Consider the following 15,939-nt stretch of genomic DNA (forward strand, 5'->3'; position numbering starts at 1 on the left):
TGTTTGATTTTACATATTTTTGTTAAAAATACATTACCCTATGAGTGTATTAAAAAACAATAAACCTTTTTTTTTATTTCTGCTGAAATTTGGCATAAGCTATTTTGTGCTCGGTGTTATATACTGGCTTTACCTTTCACAATATAATGCCAGTCAGTTTGAAACAGATGGCATAACTACTATAGTGACCAAACAAGCAAGAGATGTATTGTTATGGACAGGGCATGATGCTTCTATAGAACCACATACTTCCGAAGCCTCTTACCGCCTGTTACTGGATGGCGACAGTAAAGTGCGTATTGTAGAAGGCTGTAATGCCATAAGCGTAATGATATTGTTTACAGCATTCATTATTGCTTTTTCATCTGCTTTAAAAAGGACACTACTATATATAATAAGCGGCATTATAATATTATATGTACTTAATATAATACGAATAGCCCTGCTGGTGCTTGGTTTTAATTATTACCCCGAACAGAAGGAACTACTGCATGACATAGTTTTCCCCTTGTTTATATATGGTGTGGTATTTGTGCTTTGGGTGGCATGGGTAATGAAATTTTCAGCGAATGGCAAAAGGAATAAAAATTAGTGCAATAGGCGTTGCCGGCATATTACTGCTGTTTATACTGTTGGTATCAGTACGTTTTTTTGAAAGCAGGCTTTTTTATGACCCGCTGATTGAATTTTTTAAAAATGAAAACAAAGTTTTACCTGATTATGACACTATAAAGCTTTTACTAAACCTTGCAATGCGTTACTTGCTTAATACACTTATTTCTATAGGTATAATATACCTTATATTTAAGGACAGGGCAATAATAAAACTTACAACACTATTATATGCATTATTTTTTATACTGCTGATTTCTGCATTTTCTATCATCATAAGTTCCGAGAAGGTTAACCTTTTACTGTTGTTCTACATCAGGAGATTTATTATCCATCCTATATTCCTGTTACTTTTTATTCCGGCTTTTTACTATCAAAAAACTGCCCGTATAAAAGAAAATTAGTAATTTTACACCGCAAATGAAACCTAATAAGCACATAGGCATACTCTTAGCTTTCCTTATATTGTTCTGCAATACCGGGATGGCACTTAATGTGCATTATTGCCACGGCGAAGTATCGTCAGTTTCGTTTTCCTATAAGTTACAGGATCCCTGCAACACCATACACGAAAAGCAGGAGGAAAAAACATGCTGCGCCGCGGCAGGAGAAAGCCATAAAAAATGCTGTGATAACGACATAGTTAAACTTCAGGACAATACTGATAATATAATAGTAAAATCCCTGCAGCTTGACCTTAGTGCCTTTTGCGCCGCAACAGAATGGAATCCGGTAGCTTTTTATACGGAACATGCAATAGTAAAAAAGGACTTCCCTTCTTTTTACTGCGAATCAAATGCGCCGCCTTTATTTAAACTTTACTGCAAGTATATTTTTTACGCCTAAAAATTTTAATGAATTATTTATCCCTCACTCAGTGAGGATTAATTGATAATTAACATTAAAATATATTTATGCGTAATTTATTTTTTATAATGTTCCTGTTTGCTGTAACAGCAATACAGGCACAAACAACCATAAGCGGCAAAGTGCTGGATGAGCAAAACCTGCCGCTTCCGGGGGCAAACGTATGGTGGCTGAATACTACCGTTGCTACTGCCACTGATGCCGAAGGCACATTTACCCTGCCCCTTACAAACAAAAGCAACAAACTACTGATAAGTTATATTGGGTATGTTACCGACACCCTTACGGTTGACAGCCCAAAATATATAACCCGCACTTTAAAGCCCTCTTCAGGCAACGAGCTAAATGAAGTCGTGCTGGACAAAACCCGTAAAAGCCTTGAACGCTCAAGAGTGCAGGCCACGAACACTTCTACCATGAGCAGTAAAGAACTGCTTAAGGCTGCCTGCTGCAATATTGCGGAAAGCTTTGAAACCAATCCGTCTATAGACGTTAACTTTTCGGATGCACTAACCGGTAACCGCCAGATAAAAATGCTTGGGCTGACTAGCCCTTACCTGCTAATTGCCGAAGAAAATATCCCGGCAGTGAGGGGAGCTTCCCAGGCTTACGGACTTTCTTTTGTGCCCGGCACCTGGGTGGAAAGCATACAGATTACCAAAGGCGCAGGCCCGGTTATCAATGGTTATGAAAGTATTTCGGGCCAGATTAATTATGAACTTATAAAGCCTGTGGATGATATTCCCTTTTTCCTTAACCTTTACGGCTCTACGGGAAGCAGGTTTGAAGCAAATGCACATGTAAACAGGAAGTTTTCAGACAAATGGAGTTCAACACTTTTCCTGCATACCAACACCCGCGTCGCCAAGAATGATATGAATGATGACGGTTTTCTTGACAATCCGCTAGCAAAGCAGATAAATGTTATGAACCGCTGGCAATATAATGATGCCGAAAAAGGCTGGGTTAGTTTTTTAAATTTCCGCTATATGAGGGATGAAAAACAAACCGGCGAAATTGATTTTGACCCCGATACCGATAAGCTTACCACTAACCACTGGGGGTCAGAGATAAATACCGACAAAGCCGACATTTCAGGTAAACTGGGTTATGTATTTCCCGATATGCCTTTTCAAAGCATAGGTGTACAGGCGGCCTTCAACTGGCACAACCAGGAGTCTTATTTTGGGCTGACTACTTATGATATAGAGCAGAAAAGCTTTTATTCCAACATTATATTCAGTTCAATAATAAACAACACACTGAATAAGTTTTCTACCGGGCTGAATTTTACTTATGATAATTATGGCGAATTTATAAACACTGCCGATTACAGCAGGACAGATAACTCCGTTGGCGCTTTTTTTGAATATACTTATGACAATGCCGATGATTTTAGTGTAGTAGCCGGTGGGCGTTTTGATGTGCACAACCGTTTAGGTGCATTTTTTACACCGCGTGTCCATTTAAGGTATAACCCCTGGAGGGAGGCTACCTTTAGGGCATCGGCAGGCAGGGGAAAAAGGGCTGCAAATATTTTTGCTGAAAATCAGTCGTTATTTGGTAGCTCTCGTGTTATGAGCATTTTAAATTCAGGAGGCAAAATATATGGGCTTGACCCTGAGATTGCCTGGAACTACGGGGTGAGTTTTATACAAGGCTTCCCCCTTTTCGGAAAAAATGCTGAGTTTGTTGTTGATTATTACCGTACTGATTTCCAGAATCAGGCAGTGGTAGACTTATATGCATCGCCGCAGGAAGTATTATTTTATAACCTTGACGGTAAATCGTATGCCAACAGCCTGCAACTGGAACTTAACTATGAAATAACACATCACTTTAATATAAGGACGGCATATAAGTATTATGATATAAAAACAGATTACTTTTCCGGTACTATTGAAAGGCCGTTACAGGCAAAACACCGTTTTTTTACAAACCTTGCTTATGAAACCCATGTTAAGGAAGGAGGCAGGCAATGGAAGTTTGACTTTACTTACAACTGGATGGGCAAACAAAGGCTCCCATATACAGGCAGCAACCCGGCTGAAGAAAGGTTTGACAATTATTCACCTTCATTCTCGTTAATGAATGCACAGGTAACACATAGTTTTTCAAGTGTATTTGAGGTGTATATAGGTGGCGAAAACATAGGGAACTACCAGCAGAAAAAGGCTATTTTAGGCAGTAACGACCCTTTTGGCCCATATTTTGACACCTCTATTATATATGCCCCTGTTTTCGGGCAGATGTATTATGCAGGATTACGTTTTAAAATAAAATAATTTAAACCATGAAAAAATTTGTTTTAGTATTGCTTGTAATGCTTACAGGCATAGCCGTACAGGCACAGGAAAAAAAGAGTAAAAATGCCAAATATGATATTGAGGTAAAAGGTAACTGCGACCTATGCAAAAAACGTATAGAAAAAGCTGCCTATAGCGTAAAAGGGGTTAAATCAGCAGCATGGCATGAGGACCATCAGGATTTACATCTTATTATTGATGAAAATAAATGCAGTATTGATGATGTACATAAGGCTGTTGCCAAAACCGGTCATGATACCAATAAAATTAAGGCTGCAGATGGCGATTATGCCAACCTGCACCATTGCTGCCAGTATGAGCGCAATGAATAAAAAAAACGGCAGCCATAAAGCTGCCGTTTTTTAAACTAAATACATATATTTGCGCGATTTAAATCAAATTTCAATTAATCAATTTTTTACAACAAACATGAAAAAAATCGCAAAAATTTGTACAGTAGCTTTCGCGGCTTCTATGCTTTTAACATAATGCTATACTTACACTACTGTAGTAGGTAAAGGCGCACAGGGAAACAGTAAGGTTACAAAATGGAATCATTATGTAATTTACGGATTAGCTCCTGTGGGTGTATCTGATGCTAAACAAATGGCTGACGGAGCAACTGATTATACTGTAACAACCAAACACAGCTTTATTAACGGGCTTATTGCCGGCATAACATTTGGAATTTATACACCAACTGTTACAACTGTTACTAAATAGTTTTTAAAAAAGCGGGAAATTAAATTTCCCGCTTAAATATACCTTATCTTGAAAAAAATATTATTACTAATAATTTCTGTTATAACATTTGTTTTAATAATAGATATAATATCCAAACTTATTACTGACGCAGACAGATTAACAGAATACGGATGGGGCTATCTCATAGGAAAAATAATTCTGGCGGTTATTTTTATATTTCTTTCTTTTTTTCTTTTCAGGAACATTTATAAAGCCAGGGCACAAAAGAATAATCATTAATGTATTGCCTAGTAAAAACCCTGCCTATAAATACTTTAACCCCCTGAAAAATAATACTAAAAAAATTTACTTCCACTTGTGTAACTTTTTCCTCATTCATTACGTATAATAACCTGAATACTTAATTCAGTAAGGTTTTACATGAGACAATTAAAAATTACAAAGCAGGTAACCAACAGGGAAACTGCTTCACTGGACAAATACCTCCAGGAGATAGGAAAAGTAGATTTGATTACTGCGGATGAGGAGGTAGAGTTAGCACAACGTATAAAAGCCGGAGACCAAAGGGCACTTGAAAAACTTACAAAAGCCAATCTTCGTTTTGTGGTTTCTGTGGCAAAACAATACCAAAACCAGGGTTTAACATTACCTGACCTTATTAATGAAGGTAACCTTGGCCTTATTAAAGCAGCACAGCGTTTTGATGAAACGCGTGGTTTTAAATTTATATCTTATGCCGTATGGTGGATCCGCCAGTCTATATTACAGGCTTTGGCAGAGCAATCGCGTATAGTGCGCCTTCCGCTTAATAAAATCGGCTCTATAAACAAGATAAATAAAATGTATGCTTTGCTTGAGCAAAGCAATGAGCGTGCCCCTTCTGCGGAGGAAATAGCCAAAGAACTGGACATGACCGTTAATGATGTTAAGGAGAGCATGAAAAATTCAGGGCGCCACCTTTCTATGGATGCGCCGCTTGTGGAAGGTGAGGATTCTAACCTGTATGACGTATTACGTTCAGGCGAGTCCCCTAACCCTGACAGAGAGCTTATTCATGAATCGCTTCGCACTGAAATTGAAAGGGCACTGGAAACGCTTACGCCTCGTGAGGCCGATGTTGTGCGCCTTTATTTTGGTTTAGGAGACCAGCACCCAATGACGCTTGAGGAAATAGGCGAAACTTTTGACCTTACCCGCGAGCGTGTGCGCCAAATTAAAGAAAAGGCTATCAGGAGGTTAAAACATACTTCAAGAAGCAAGATTCTTAAAACATATCTTGGGTAATACTGTAAGGCAAAAAAATCCCGTCAAAATTTTATTTTTTAGCTAAAATTTGTATTTTGGCGGAATAATTCTGATTCTTACCGATAAAATATAAAGGCACTAACAGTTAATAACTGTTCGTTTTTTGATTGATGATTGAACTCCGGCTGATTACCGGAGTTTTTCATTTATATACCTTTCCATTTTATCATTTAACTCAACTAATTAATATGGGAAATCTTACAATATAACGCATATTTTATGCCAAAATTATATTTAACAGAAAAAATCCTGTAAAACCCTGATTCCATACCTTCTTATTTTTGCTTGTAACATAGGTGGTATAAAGCTATCTTTGCACAAATAACACACAACTACATGAAAAATACACTTATAGCACCATCGGTATTATCGGCAGATTTTGCCAACCTGCAACGCGACATTGAAATGATAAACAACAGTGAAGCCGATTGGTTTCATATTGATATTATGGATGGTGTTTTTGTACCTAATATTTCCTTTGGCATGCCTGTGCTTGAAGCCATTGCACGCCACGCAAAAAAAACACTTGATGTGCACCTGATGATTGTTGAGCCGGACAGGTATATTAAAACATTTGCTGATTTGGGAGCCGGTAACCTAAGTGTACATTTTGAAGCCTGCACACACCTGCACCGTACCCTACAGGCTATTAAGGCAGAAGGCATGAAAGCAGGGGTAGCTATCAACCCGCATACAAATGTAAGTTTGCTGGAAGATGTAATAAACGATATTGACCTGGTATGCATGATGAGCGTTAACCCCGGCTTTGGCGGTCAGTCCTTTATTAAAAACACCTACGCTAAGATTAAAAAATTAAAAGAAATTATAAACAGGAATAATGCCCATACCCTCATTGAGATTGACGGCGGTGTAAGTGATAAAAACGCAAAGCAACTGGTAGAAGCAGGAGCAGATGTACTTGTAGCCGGTAATTTTGTATTCCGTTCCGCCAATCCTGCTGAAACCATTTCCGGGCTTAAAAAACTTACCTCGTTTTAAGGTGTTATAGATGCAGGTTCCCTGCCAATTCCTTAAGCCTTACCTCAGATATTTTTGCCTGGAACTGGGCTGAACTGTTGCGTGCCATTGCATTTACATAATTTAGCTGCGCTGTTCTAACCTCCAGTGTGGTAATGGTACCTATACGGTATTTTTCCATGGTTATATCAAGGTTTTGCTTGGCTATATCTTCATTTTTGTCTTCCAGCTTTACCAGTTCCAGGTTGGTTAAGTAGGTTTGATAGGCTGCCATTAGCTGCGAATTAATAGCCTGCGTTTGCTGGCTGATAAGCAATTGTGAATTATCTATCTGCAGCCTGGCCACCTTTTCATTGCGGTTTTGCAGGAAACCATTAAATATATTGATTGATGCACCTATACCATAACTGAATCCCCTGCCTGAATTTTCACGTGCAAAGCCGAGGCTGTTTTCAGATTCTGTAACTACATAACCTGTATTTATACTTAACTGCGGATAACGTGCTGCCTTCACCTGCTTGAGGTTAAGTTCTGCAATACGTTTATTGATTAGTGCAATTTTTATCTGCGGGTTTTGCTGCTCCGCCAGCGTTATCAGGTCGCCAAGCTTTAACTCCTTATCAATTGCTACAGAGTCTGCCACAACAAAGTCAGTAGATAGGTCTCTCGCCATTAATTCATTCAGGTAGGTCTTAGTATTTTGGTACAGTTCTTTTTGCCGCAGCAGATTGGTTTGGTCGGTATTTAAATCAACCTGCGAATTTAATACCTCAAGCTTAGCTGCCTTACCAATTGTAAACCTGTTTTGGGCAGTAGTAACCCGTTGACGGGATATTACTATAGCAGTATCAAGTGCTTTTAACACCTGTTGCTGCTGCACAAGGTCATAATAGGTTTCCATTACATCGCCCACACGGGTTAAAACTGTGAGTTTTAATTCTGTTTCCCCCAGTTTTTCAAGCTCTTTAAGCTGGTCATAACGGGCAAACATCCTGAAACCGTCAAAAATAGTCCATCCCAGGTTTATACCATAATTCATGCTGTTATTACGGGCATTGTCCAGTTCCTGTAGCGTGCCGTCACTACGCACCTGCCTGGAGTTTTGTATGGTGTTATTCTGGTTAAATGTACCTGCAACATTGGGTAGTATCCCTGCGTTGGCAAGGCTTACATTTTGCTCGTCTATCTTAAGGTCGTTAGCTGCAAGCTTTATATCATAATTATTTTCAAGTGCAGTGGCAACAGCCTCTTCTACCGTAAGCAGGCTTTGTGCATAGGAAAAAAAAGAAGAGAATAACACAACTATATATAACCCTTTTCTCATAAATGAATAGCTACTCATTGGCAATTTTATCAAATTCCGGGCGGTGCTTTTTAGGCCTTGACCACATATAATATATTCCCGGTATAACAAATAATGTAAGCACCAGCGAAAATACCGTACCACCTACTATAACAACCCCCATGCCTATACGGCTGGTGGATGCTGCACCCAGCGATAAGGCAATGGGCAAAGCGCCCAGTGCTATGGCAAGGCTTGTCATTAATATAGGGCGCAGCCTTGATTCGGCAGCCTGTACTATGGCTTCATATTTAGACAAACCTTCTTCCCGCAACTGATTGGCAAACTCTACTATTAGTATACCATTTTTTGTTACCAGCCCTATAAGCATAATAGTACCTATCTGGCTAAAAATATTCCATGACTGCCCAAACAGCCATAGGGAGAATAATGCGCCTGCAACAGCCATAGGCACAGTAAGTATAATAATAAAAGGATCAATAAAACTTTCAAACTGTCCTGCAAGTATAAGGTAAATAAGCAATAAAGCGAGGCCGAAGGCAAACATTGTATTGGAGCTGCTTTCAACAAAATCGCGCGACTCTCCACCCAGGTCAGTAGTAAAACTGTCGTCCAGCACTTTCTCACGGATACGCTCCATGGCTTCGATGCCATCACCCAGGCTTTGCCCCGGCGCAAGACCAGCCGAAACGGTAGCCGACATGAACCTGTTATTGTGGAAAAGTTGCGGCGGGCTGCTTTGCTCCTCTATAGTAACAAGGTTGTCAAGCTGTATAAGTTCGCCGGTATTGCTTTTTACAAATATAGAGGTAAGGTCGATAGGTGCATCCCTGTCCTGCTCATCAAACTGGCCTATTACCTGGTATTGCTTACCATTCATCATAAAATAGCCAAAACGCTGCCCGCTTAATGAAAGCTGTAGTGTTTGCGCAACTTCCATTAACGAAACCCCAAGGCTTTGTGCCTTTTCCCTGTCTATAGTTACATTAATTTCCGGCTTATTGAATTTCAGGTTCACATCGGCCATAGAAAAAACAGGTTCATTATTAACCTCCTCCATAAACTGCGGTATCTTTTCACGCAATTCTTCAAAATTAGGTGCCTGTATAATATACTGTATTGGGAAACCACCCCTGCGGTTTACTGCTATGGTAGGCTGCTGCGATATGGAAACCCTGGCTTCGGGATATTGCTTGGTCCACATACTTAGTTTATCGGCAATTTCCTTTTGCGATCGCTCCCTTTCATCAGGCTCTGTAAGTGCTATCCTTACCCTGCCACTGTTAACAGAGGCTGAGCCAAAACGTGGAGAAGTTATTACAAGGCTTACTTTCTTTTCAGGAATTGAATCGTTAATCAGCCTTTCCATTTCCTGCATAAACCTGTCCATATAACCATATGATGCGCCTTCGGGGCCCGTTATATTCATTCCGATAAAACTCCTGTCATCATACGGTGCAGTTTCTTTTGGCAGAACCGTATAAAACAAGGCTATAAGGCCGATACAGATTATAAGTATTGGGAAACTAAGCCACTTTTTTTTCATGAAATTTTTAAGAGCCCCCGCATAACCTGAATTCATTTTTTCAAAATATCGTTCGGTAACTTCATAAAACCTTGACTTTTTATGAACACCGCCTTTTATAAGGTAGGCATTAAGCATGGGGGTTAAGGTTAACGACACAAAAGCGGACACGAGTACCGCCGCCCCTATTACCACACCAAATTCACGAAAAAGCCTTCCCACAAAGCCCTCAAGGAAAATTACCGGCAGGAATACCGCTGCAAGTGTTATGGATATTGATATTACCGCAAAAAATATCTCGTTTGACCCTTTTATGGCAGCTTCTATAGGCGACATGCCTTCTTCCACTTTCTTGAAAATATTTTCTGTTACCACTATACCATCGTCCACCACGAGCCCGGTAGCAAGTACAATGGCAAGAAGCGTGAGCACATTTATTGAAAAACCGCAAATGTACATTATAAAAAATGTGGCAATAAGCGAAACAGGAATATCCAGCAAAGGCCGCAATGCTATAGCCCAATCACGGAAAAAAACATAAATAATAAGCGTTACCAGGATTATGGCAATAAGCAGGGTTTCTGCCACTTCCAGTACCGAACGTTTTATAAAAACTGTATTGTCAATAGCTATGTTCAGCTTCAGGTCTTCGGGCAAATCATTTTTCATCTGTTCAAACTGCTCATAAAAGCTGTCTGCTATTTCAATATAATTAGTACCCGGCTGTGGTATAATGGCAAGCCCTACCAATATTTGCCCATCGTTGGTCATTTTGGTTTCAAGGTTTTCCGCCTCTAGTGATGCATTGCCAATATCGCTGAATTTTACCAGGCGTTCCCCTTCCGTTTTCACAATCATGTTGTTAAACTGCTCCTCGGTAGAAAGGTTGCCCAATGTTTTTACGGTAAGCTCGGTATTGGCTCCTGTAAGCTTGCCGGAAGGCAGTTCCACATTCTGGTTGTTAAGGGCAGCCCTTACTTCTGCTGCCGTAAGCCCGTATGCTGCCAGTTTAACAGGATCCATCCAAAGCCTCATGGCATACCGTTTTTCTCCCCACACCTGCACGGTACTTACACCGGGAATGGTTTGCAGCCTTTCCGCAATTACATTTTCTGCGTAATCTCCCAGTTCAAGCGGAGTCCTCTGCGCACTCTGCACCGTCATTACAATAATCGGTTCCGAATCGGCATCCGCTTTGGAAACCACAGGCGGGGCATCAATATCCTCCGGCAGGTTCCTTATGGCCTGCGATACTTTATCCCGCACATCATTTGCTGCTTCTTCCAGGTCTTTTTCCAGCTCAAACTCAATATTTATACTACTGGAACCCTGGTTACTGGATGATGTGATATTGCGGATACCATCTATAGTATTGATGGATTTTTCCAAAGGTTCAGTTATCTGCGATTCAATTATATCGGCATTGGCACCTGTATAATTGGTACGCACAGATATTTGGGCAGGGTCTATGGAAGGGAATTCCCTTACTCCTAAAAAGGTATAGCCTATAATACCAAAAAGGATTATAGCCACATTCATAACAATGGTGAGTACAGGCCGTTTTATGCTTAATGTAGATAAACTCATTACTGCACCTCCTGTTTTATTAACGATACTTTTACAGGCATTTCATTTTTAAGGCTTAACATTCCTGTAGTTAAAACAGTATCACCGGGCTTTAGCCCCTCCTCTATCAAAATTTCCTTTTCGGTGCGTGTGCCTGTTTTTACCATTACCTCCCTTGCTTTACCGTTGCTAAATATAAAAACCTTTTTACCGCCCTGCACCGGTACAATAGCCTGCGTGGGCACAAGTAGTGCGTTTTCGGTTTTTTCCAGCGGAAGTGTTACATTGGCAAATGTGCCCGGTAAAAGCCTGCCTTTATCGTTTTGCGCAATGGCCCTAACCCTTAGTGTGCGTGTAAATTCTTCAACGGCAGGTTCTATAGCATATACTTTTGCAGTAAATTTTTCCGTAGTGCCGGCTACAGTAAAAGTTATCGTAGAATTTTGCCTGACCTGTGCTGCATATTTTTCGGGAACGGAAAATGTTATTTTAACCTGGCTGCTGTTTACCAGCTTTGCAATAAGCGTTTCAGGCGTAACATAAGTACCGGGCGAAATATTACGCAATCCTATTGTACCCGAAAAAGGTGCCCTTATAGAAGTTTTGGCTATTTGGGCCTTAATGAGTTGCGTTTGCGCCTGTGCAGTTTTAAAATCGGCACTGGCGATGTCATACTCCTCCTGGCTTATGGCTTCCTTATCGAGCAAAAGCCTTGCACGTCTTTCATTTTCAGAAGCCAGTTTCTGCCTTGTGGCTGCCTCGCCCGATTGTGCCCTTAACTCAATATCATTTATTTTAACAAGCACCTGACCTTTGCTTACATGGGCACCTTCGTTAAAATAAATCTTTTCGGCTATGCCCAAAACTTCACTTCGGATATCTACCTCTTCATTGGCATCAATAGAACCGGAAAGTGACAGGTTATTCGCAAATTCACGGGGCTGTACAATAACACCGCTAACTGCCATAACCGCTTTTTTTTCGCCGCCCGCCTGTTGCTTTTGTGCTTTATTTTCTGATATCCTGTAAAAAATTAATGCTGCAAGCCCTGCTATAATCAGGGTGTATATTATATATTTAACCTTCATTTTATATAGTAAAGTAGTATGCAAACACAAAACTAACTGTTTATATTATTATTGCAGTTACTTTAACATAATAAAATGAGATGTTTACTTATAAGCAGATGAGGTGTATTAGTTTCTCGGCTGCCACCAGGATAAGGTTAATCATAATACAATGGCTTTACTTAATTGGTATCTTTTTTTGTTGAGGCAATTATGGCTAATGGTACAAGAGCTCCTATTATAAGCCAGCGGTAGATTTCGATGTCAAAAAAATACTGAACGGCAATCCCTATAATAGTGCAAACAATTAGTGATAAAATAGCTGCATAAATGTGTTTGCGTGTAAGTTTCATAATTAGTAGGTTTAAAGTTTTACACTACAAATATCATAAAGACCGAAAACAAAAAATTGTAAAATTGGGACAGGTAGTATTTAGTCCTCGAAATTCCAGTATAACTGCTGGTTGCCCAGCCGGGTAAGTTTGGAAAGCAGCATTTTAGGCGAATGTTCAGTTACGGTTTTAAAATGCTTTATAAAATGTGCCTGGTCATAATACAGGTTGAACAAAGCCACATCGGTAAGTGAAAAGTTTTCTTCAGTCTGGGCATAATTCAGCGCATTGCGAAACATAACCATTTTTTTATACTCCTCTACCGTGCAGCACAAATGCTTTTTAAAAAGCCTCAGTAATGTTTTCCTGCTTACTTCCAGCACATCGGAAAGCTCTTCAACCTTTATTGAGCCATTGGAATTTAAAATTTCCTGTACCGCCTTTTTTACTACCGGCTCATTAAAGCCAATATAATGCTGCTCAAAATAGTTATCCAGTAAATCAGCTTTGCGTTTTACATCGCCTTCTTTTAAAACAGCATCTGCAACCTCATCCAGGCCCTTAAATTTATTTAATTCATCAAATGCAGGTTTAAATATGTCGCCCAAAGGTTCATTAATAAAATGATTAATCCCCAAGGGATTAAAAACCACCCCTATTTTAAAAAAAGGCCCGGTAAGGTTAACCGTATAGTTTTTATCTGTGTTTACAGAATAAAGGCAGTAAAAATCATTTCCTGTGGAAGGTGTTATCTCCGAGCCATTGGGTGTAAAGGTAACTTTTGAGCCTTTATACAACGTTAATGCATGTTTATAGTTAGGATAAAAAAAGAACTTTTTTTGAAACTCAGGACTGCCTGACGAATGAAAATAATAATAGGAAATATATTTTCCTACTATATCACTTGCCGGCTGTGCAGTTAAAAATATTCCTTTTGAGTCCATACTTAATAGCTTAGAGTAAAAATAATAAACATTTCAGAAAACCGTAAAGCTTTTATAATTAAATGAAATAAAAAATATTTTTTAGGTCAATCTAAATTTATAATTTAGCAGTTCTAAATAAAATTTGAAATGAGGTTAATATTATTTTTACTGTTCATTAGTTTAACTGCTTATTCACAAACAACAATTAAAGGTACTGTTACAGGCAGTAATGAACCTATACCCGGTGTAAGTATTACAATTTCACCATCAGGAGAAACATTTGTAACGAATGAAAACGGTTATTTTGAAATAAAAAATAATACCCCCGGCAATTATAAAATGGTATTCAATTTTATAGGTTTTATAACTGAACGAAGGGAAATAAAAGTGGGCAGCGAAAAAGAAATATCCATAAACATTAACCTTAAAGAAGACAGCCAGGCACTGGAAGAAGTTGTGATTACAGGTACTATGAAGGAAATGCGCAAGAGTGAAAGCCCAATACCCGTTGATATAATTACACCCACCCTGTTCAGGAAAAACCCTACGGCAAGCCTTTTTGAATCGGTAGGCATGGTTAATGGCGTACAGCCACAGCTAAACTGTAATGTATGCAATACCGGCGATATACATATTAACGGCATGGAAGGGCCCTATACATTAATATTGATTGACGGCATGCCTATTGTAAGTGCATTGTCAACAGTGTATGGACTTAACGGAATACCCAACAGTATAGTGGAGCGCATTGAAGTTGTAAAAGGCCCCGGCTCCTCTTTATATGGCTCGGAGGCTATGGGCGGTATTATAAATGTTATAACCAAAAGTCTTTCACGGGCACCGCTTATAAGCGCCGATATGTTTACCACAAGCTGGGGAGAAGTTAACCTTGACGGTGCAGCAAAACTTAAGGCAGGGAACACAATGGGCTTACTGGGCATTAACTATTTTACTTTTAATAACCGGGTAGATAAGAATAACGACAATTTTACGGACATGACTTTGCAAAACCGTATCTCCATATTTAACAAATGGGATTTTGCACGTAAAAATAGTAAGTTAGCCAGTATAGCAGGGCGTTATGTATATGAAGACCGATGGGGCGGCGAGATGAACTGGGATAAAAAATCGCGCGGGAGCGACAGTATATATGGCGAAAGCATTTATACCCGCAGGGCCGAAATTATAGGTATTTACCAACTGCCTTTAAAGGAAAACATATTTACGCAATTTTCCTACAACTGGCACGACCAGAACTCCTGGTATGGCAACACGCCTTATATGGCTACACAGCAGGTAGCATTCCTTCAAACTTATTGGGACAGGGAGTTTGGCAACCATACCTTTTTATTGGGAGCTTCTATGCGTTATACGGTATATGATGATAATACTCCCGCAACTGCAGCAGCAGACGGCACAGGCAATAAACCTGCCGAAACCCCTTTACCCGGTATTTTTGTACAGGATGAGTGGAAGCTGAATGACAGGCATAAGGTTTTGGGTGGCTACAGGTTTGATTATGACGAAAATCATGGTGCTGTGCATTCGCCACGCCTGGCTTATAAATTTTCACCAGACGAAAATAATATACTGCGGGCAAGCTTTGGTACAGGTTTCAGGGTGGTAAATCTTTTTACGGAAGACCACGCAGCACTTACCGGCGCACGTGAGGTAGTAATAACAGAAGCCTTAAAGCCCGAACGCTCCTACAACAGCAACATTAACTACATTTTAAAACTACCCACTGAATCCGGATTTTTTAATTTTGACGTTACGGGCTTTTATTCCTATTTTACCAATAAGATTGTAGGGGATTTTGACAGCGACCCTAACAAAATTATATATGATAACCTTAATGGACATGCCATATCGCAGGGTGTTTCCTTAAATGTAGATGCCATGTTTACATTTCCTTTAAAGGTTATGGCAGGCGTTTCATACTTGGATGTGTACCAGGTGGAGGAAAATTCTGCCGGGAGGCTTGAAAGGATACAGCAACTGCATGCACCAAAATGGACAGGTAATTTTGCCGCTACCTACAGCTTTCCTGAAAATTTCAGTATAGACGTTACCGGTAACTGGTTTGGCCCGATGCGCCTGCCTATACTGCCATTGGATTACCGCCCTGAATATTCCCCCTGGTTTTGTATTGCCAATATACAGTTGACTAAAAAATTTAATTACGGGCTTGAATTTTACGGCGGGGTAAAAAATGTTTTCAACTTTGTACCTAAAGACCCTATAATACGGCCGTTTGACCCGTTTGATAAAAATGTGGATGACCCAGTAACCAATCCTAACGGCTATACTTTTGAACCAAGCTATAATTATGCTTCATTACAGGGCCGCCGTGTGTTTATAGGGGTTCGTTATAATTTGTTTGAAAATTTATAATATAAAATATGCTCATGCTGCCTTGTAATTGTTTACAGGGCAGGCAAACAGTA

At 39.7% G+C, this 15,939-nt stretch carries 13 protein-coding genes and 1 pseudogene; 9 read left to right on the forward strand and 5 right to left on the reverse strand.

Translation table 11 applies throughout. The features are described 5' to 3' along the window. Positions 1 to 40: 40 nt before the first annotated feature. The 8 genes and pseudogenes from xrtF to rpe all read left to right on the forward strand — a co-directional run bounded on the left by xrtF (position 41) and on the right by rpe (position 6,794). A complete protein-coding gene (gene xrtF, locus GSF09_RS06545) occupies positions 41 to 592 on the forward strand; it encodes an exosortase family protein XrtF (protein ID WP_159800143.1) in 552 nt (183 codons plus the stop codon). Beyond that, positions 570 to 1,016 (forward strand): exosortase F system-associated protein, encoded by a 447-nt coding sequence (locus GSF09_RS06550; protein WP_159800144.1) that lies wholly within the window; start codon positions 570 to 572, stop codon positions 1,014 to 1,016. Before xrtF ends, GSF09_RS06550 begins: the two co-directional genes overlap by 23 nt. A 16-nt stretch (positions 1,017 to 1,032) precedes the next feature. After that, the gene (locus GSF09_RS06555) at positions 1,033 to 1,458 is read left to right on the forward strand and encodes a hypothetical protein (protein ID WP_159800145.1); all 426 of its coding nucleotides are present in this window, start codon (positions 1,033 to 1,035) and stop codon (positions 1,456 to 1,458) included. Between the two features lie 68 nt (positions 1,459 to 1,526). After that, positions 1,527 to 3,764: a TonB-dependent receptor gene (locus GSF09_RS06560; protein WP_159800146.1), complete on the forward strand. Its 2,238-nt coding sequence runs from the start codon at positions 1,527 to 1,529 to the stop codon at positions 3,762 to 3,764. Positions 3,765 to 3,772: 8 nt separating this feature from the next. Continuing rightward, entirely contained in the window at positions 3,773 to 4,117 is a 345-nt protein-coding gene (locus GSF09_RS06565) for a heavy-metal-associated domain-containing protein (protein ID WP_159800147.1), read from the forward strand. 175 nt (positions 4,118 to 4,292) lie between these two features. Beyond that, positions 4,293 to 4,508 (forward strand): annotated as a pseudogene (locus tag GSF09_RS06570) (Bor family protein); the annotation flags it as partial. A 402-nt stretch (positions 4,509 to 4,910) separates the two neighbouring features. Beyond that, a complete protein-coding gene (locus GSF09_RS06575) occupies positions 4,911 to 5,774 on the forward strand; it encodes an RNA polymerase sigma factor RpoD/SigA (protein WP_020212501.1) in 864 nt (287 codons plus the stop codon). Positions 5,775 to 6,131: 357 nt separating this feature from the next. Continuing rightward, the gene (gene rpe / locus GSF09_RS06580; protein ID WP_159800148.1) at positions 6,132 to 6,794 is read left to right on the forward strand and encodes a ribulose-phosphate 3-epimerase; all 663 of its coding nucleotides are present in this window, start codon (positions 6,132 to 6,134) and stop codon (positions 6,792 to 6,794) included. Between the two features lie 4 nt (positions 6,795 to 6,798). Here the strand turns inward: rpe and GSF09_RS06585 are convergent, their stop codons facing one another. The 5 genes from GSF09_RS06585 to GSF09_RS06605 form a co-directional block, all read right to left on the reverse strand. Further along, positions 6,799 to 8,115, reverse strand: coding sequence for a TolC family protein (locus tag GSF09_RS06585; protein ID WP_201309333.1), 1,317 nt, complete (start codon positions 8,113 to 8,115; stop codon positions 6,799 to 6,801). Further along, a complete protein-coding gene (locus GSF09_RS06590; protein WP_159800149.1) occupies positions 8,108 to 11,188 on the reverse strand; it encodes an efflux RND transporter permease subunit in 3,081 nt (1,026 codons plus the stop codon). Before GSF09_RS06590 ends, GSF09_RS06585 begins: the two co-directional genes overlap by 8 nt. After that, positions 11,188 to 12,255, reverse strand: a complete 1,068-nt coding sequence (locus tag GSF09_RS06595; RefSeq protein WP_159800150.1) for an efflux RND transporter periplasmic adaptor subunit — start codon at positions 12,253 to 12,255, stop codon at positions 11,188 to 11,190. The genes GSF09_RS06590 and GSF09_RS06595 overlap by 1 nt, the downstream gene beginning before the upstream one ends. A 161-nt stretch (positions 12,256 to 12,416) precedes the next feature. Beyond that, positions 12,417 to 12,587: a hypothetical protein gene (locus GSF09_RS06600; protein ID WP_159800151.1), complete on the reverse strand. Its 171-nt coding sequence runs from the start codon at positions 12,585 to 12,587 to the stop codon at positions 12,417 to 12,419. A gap of 80 nt (positions 12,588 to 12,667) precedes the next feature. Continuing rightward, the gene (locus tag GSF09_RS06605; RefSeq protein ID WP_159800152.1) at positions 12,668 to 13,510 is read right to left on the reverse strand and encodes a helix-turn-helix domain-containing protein; all 843 of its coding nucleotides are present in this window, start codon (positions 13,508 to 13,510) and stop codon (positions 12,668 to 12,670) included. Positions 13,511 to 13,639: 129 nt separating this feature from the next. On the opposite strand from GSF09_RS06605, the gene GSF09_RS06610 reads away from it, so the two are divergent. Next, a complete protein-coding gene (locus GSF09_RS06610; protein ID WP_159800153.1) occupies positions 13,640 to 15,886 on the forward strand; it encodes a TonB-dependent receptor in 2,247 nt (748 codons plus the stop codon). Positions 15,887 to 15,939 lie beyond the last annotated feature (53 nt).

Origin of the sequence: Flavobacterium sp. MK4S-17 (assembly GCF_009848495.1) — a bacterium.
Lineage (GTDB): Bacteria > Bacteroidota > Bacteroidia > Flavobacteriales > Flavobacteriaceae > Flavobacterium.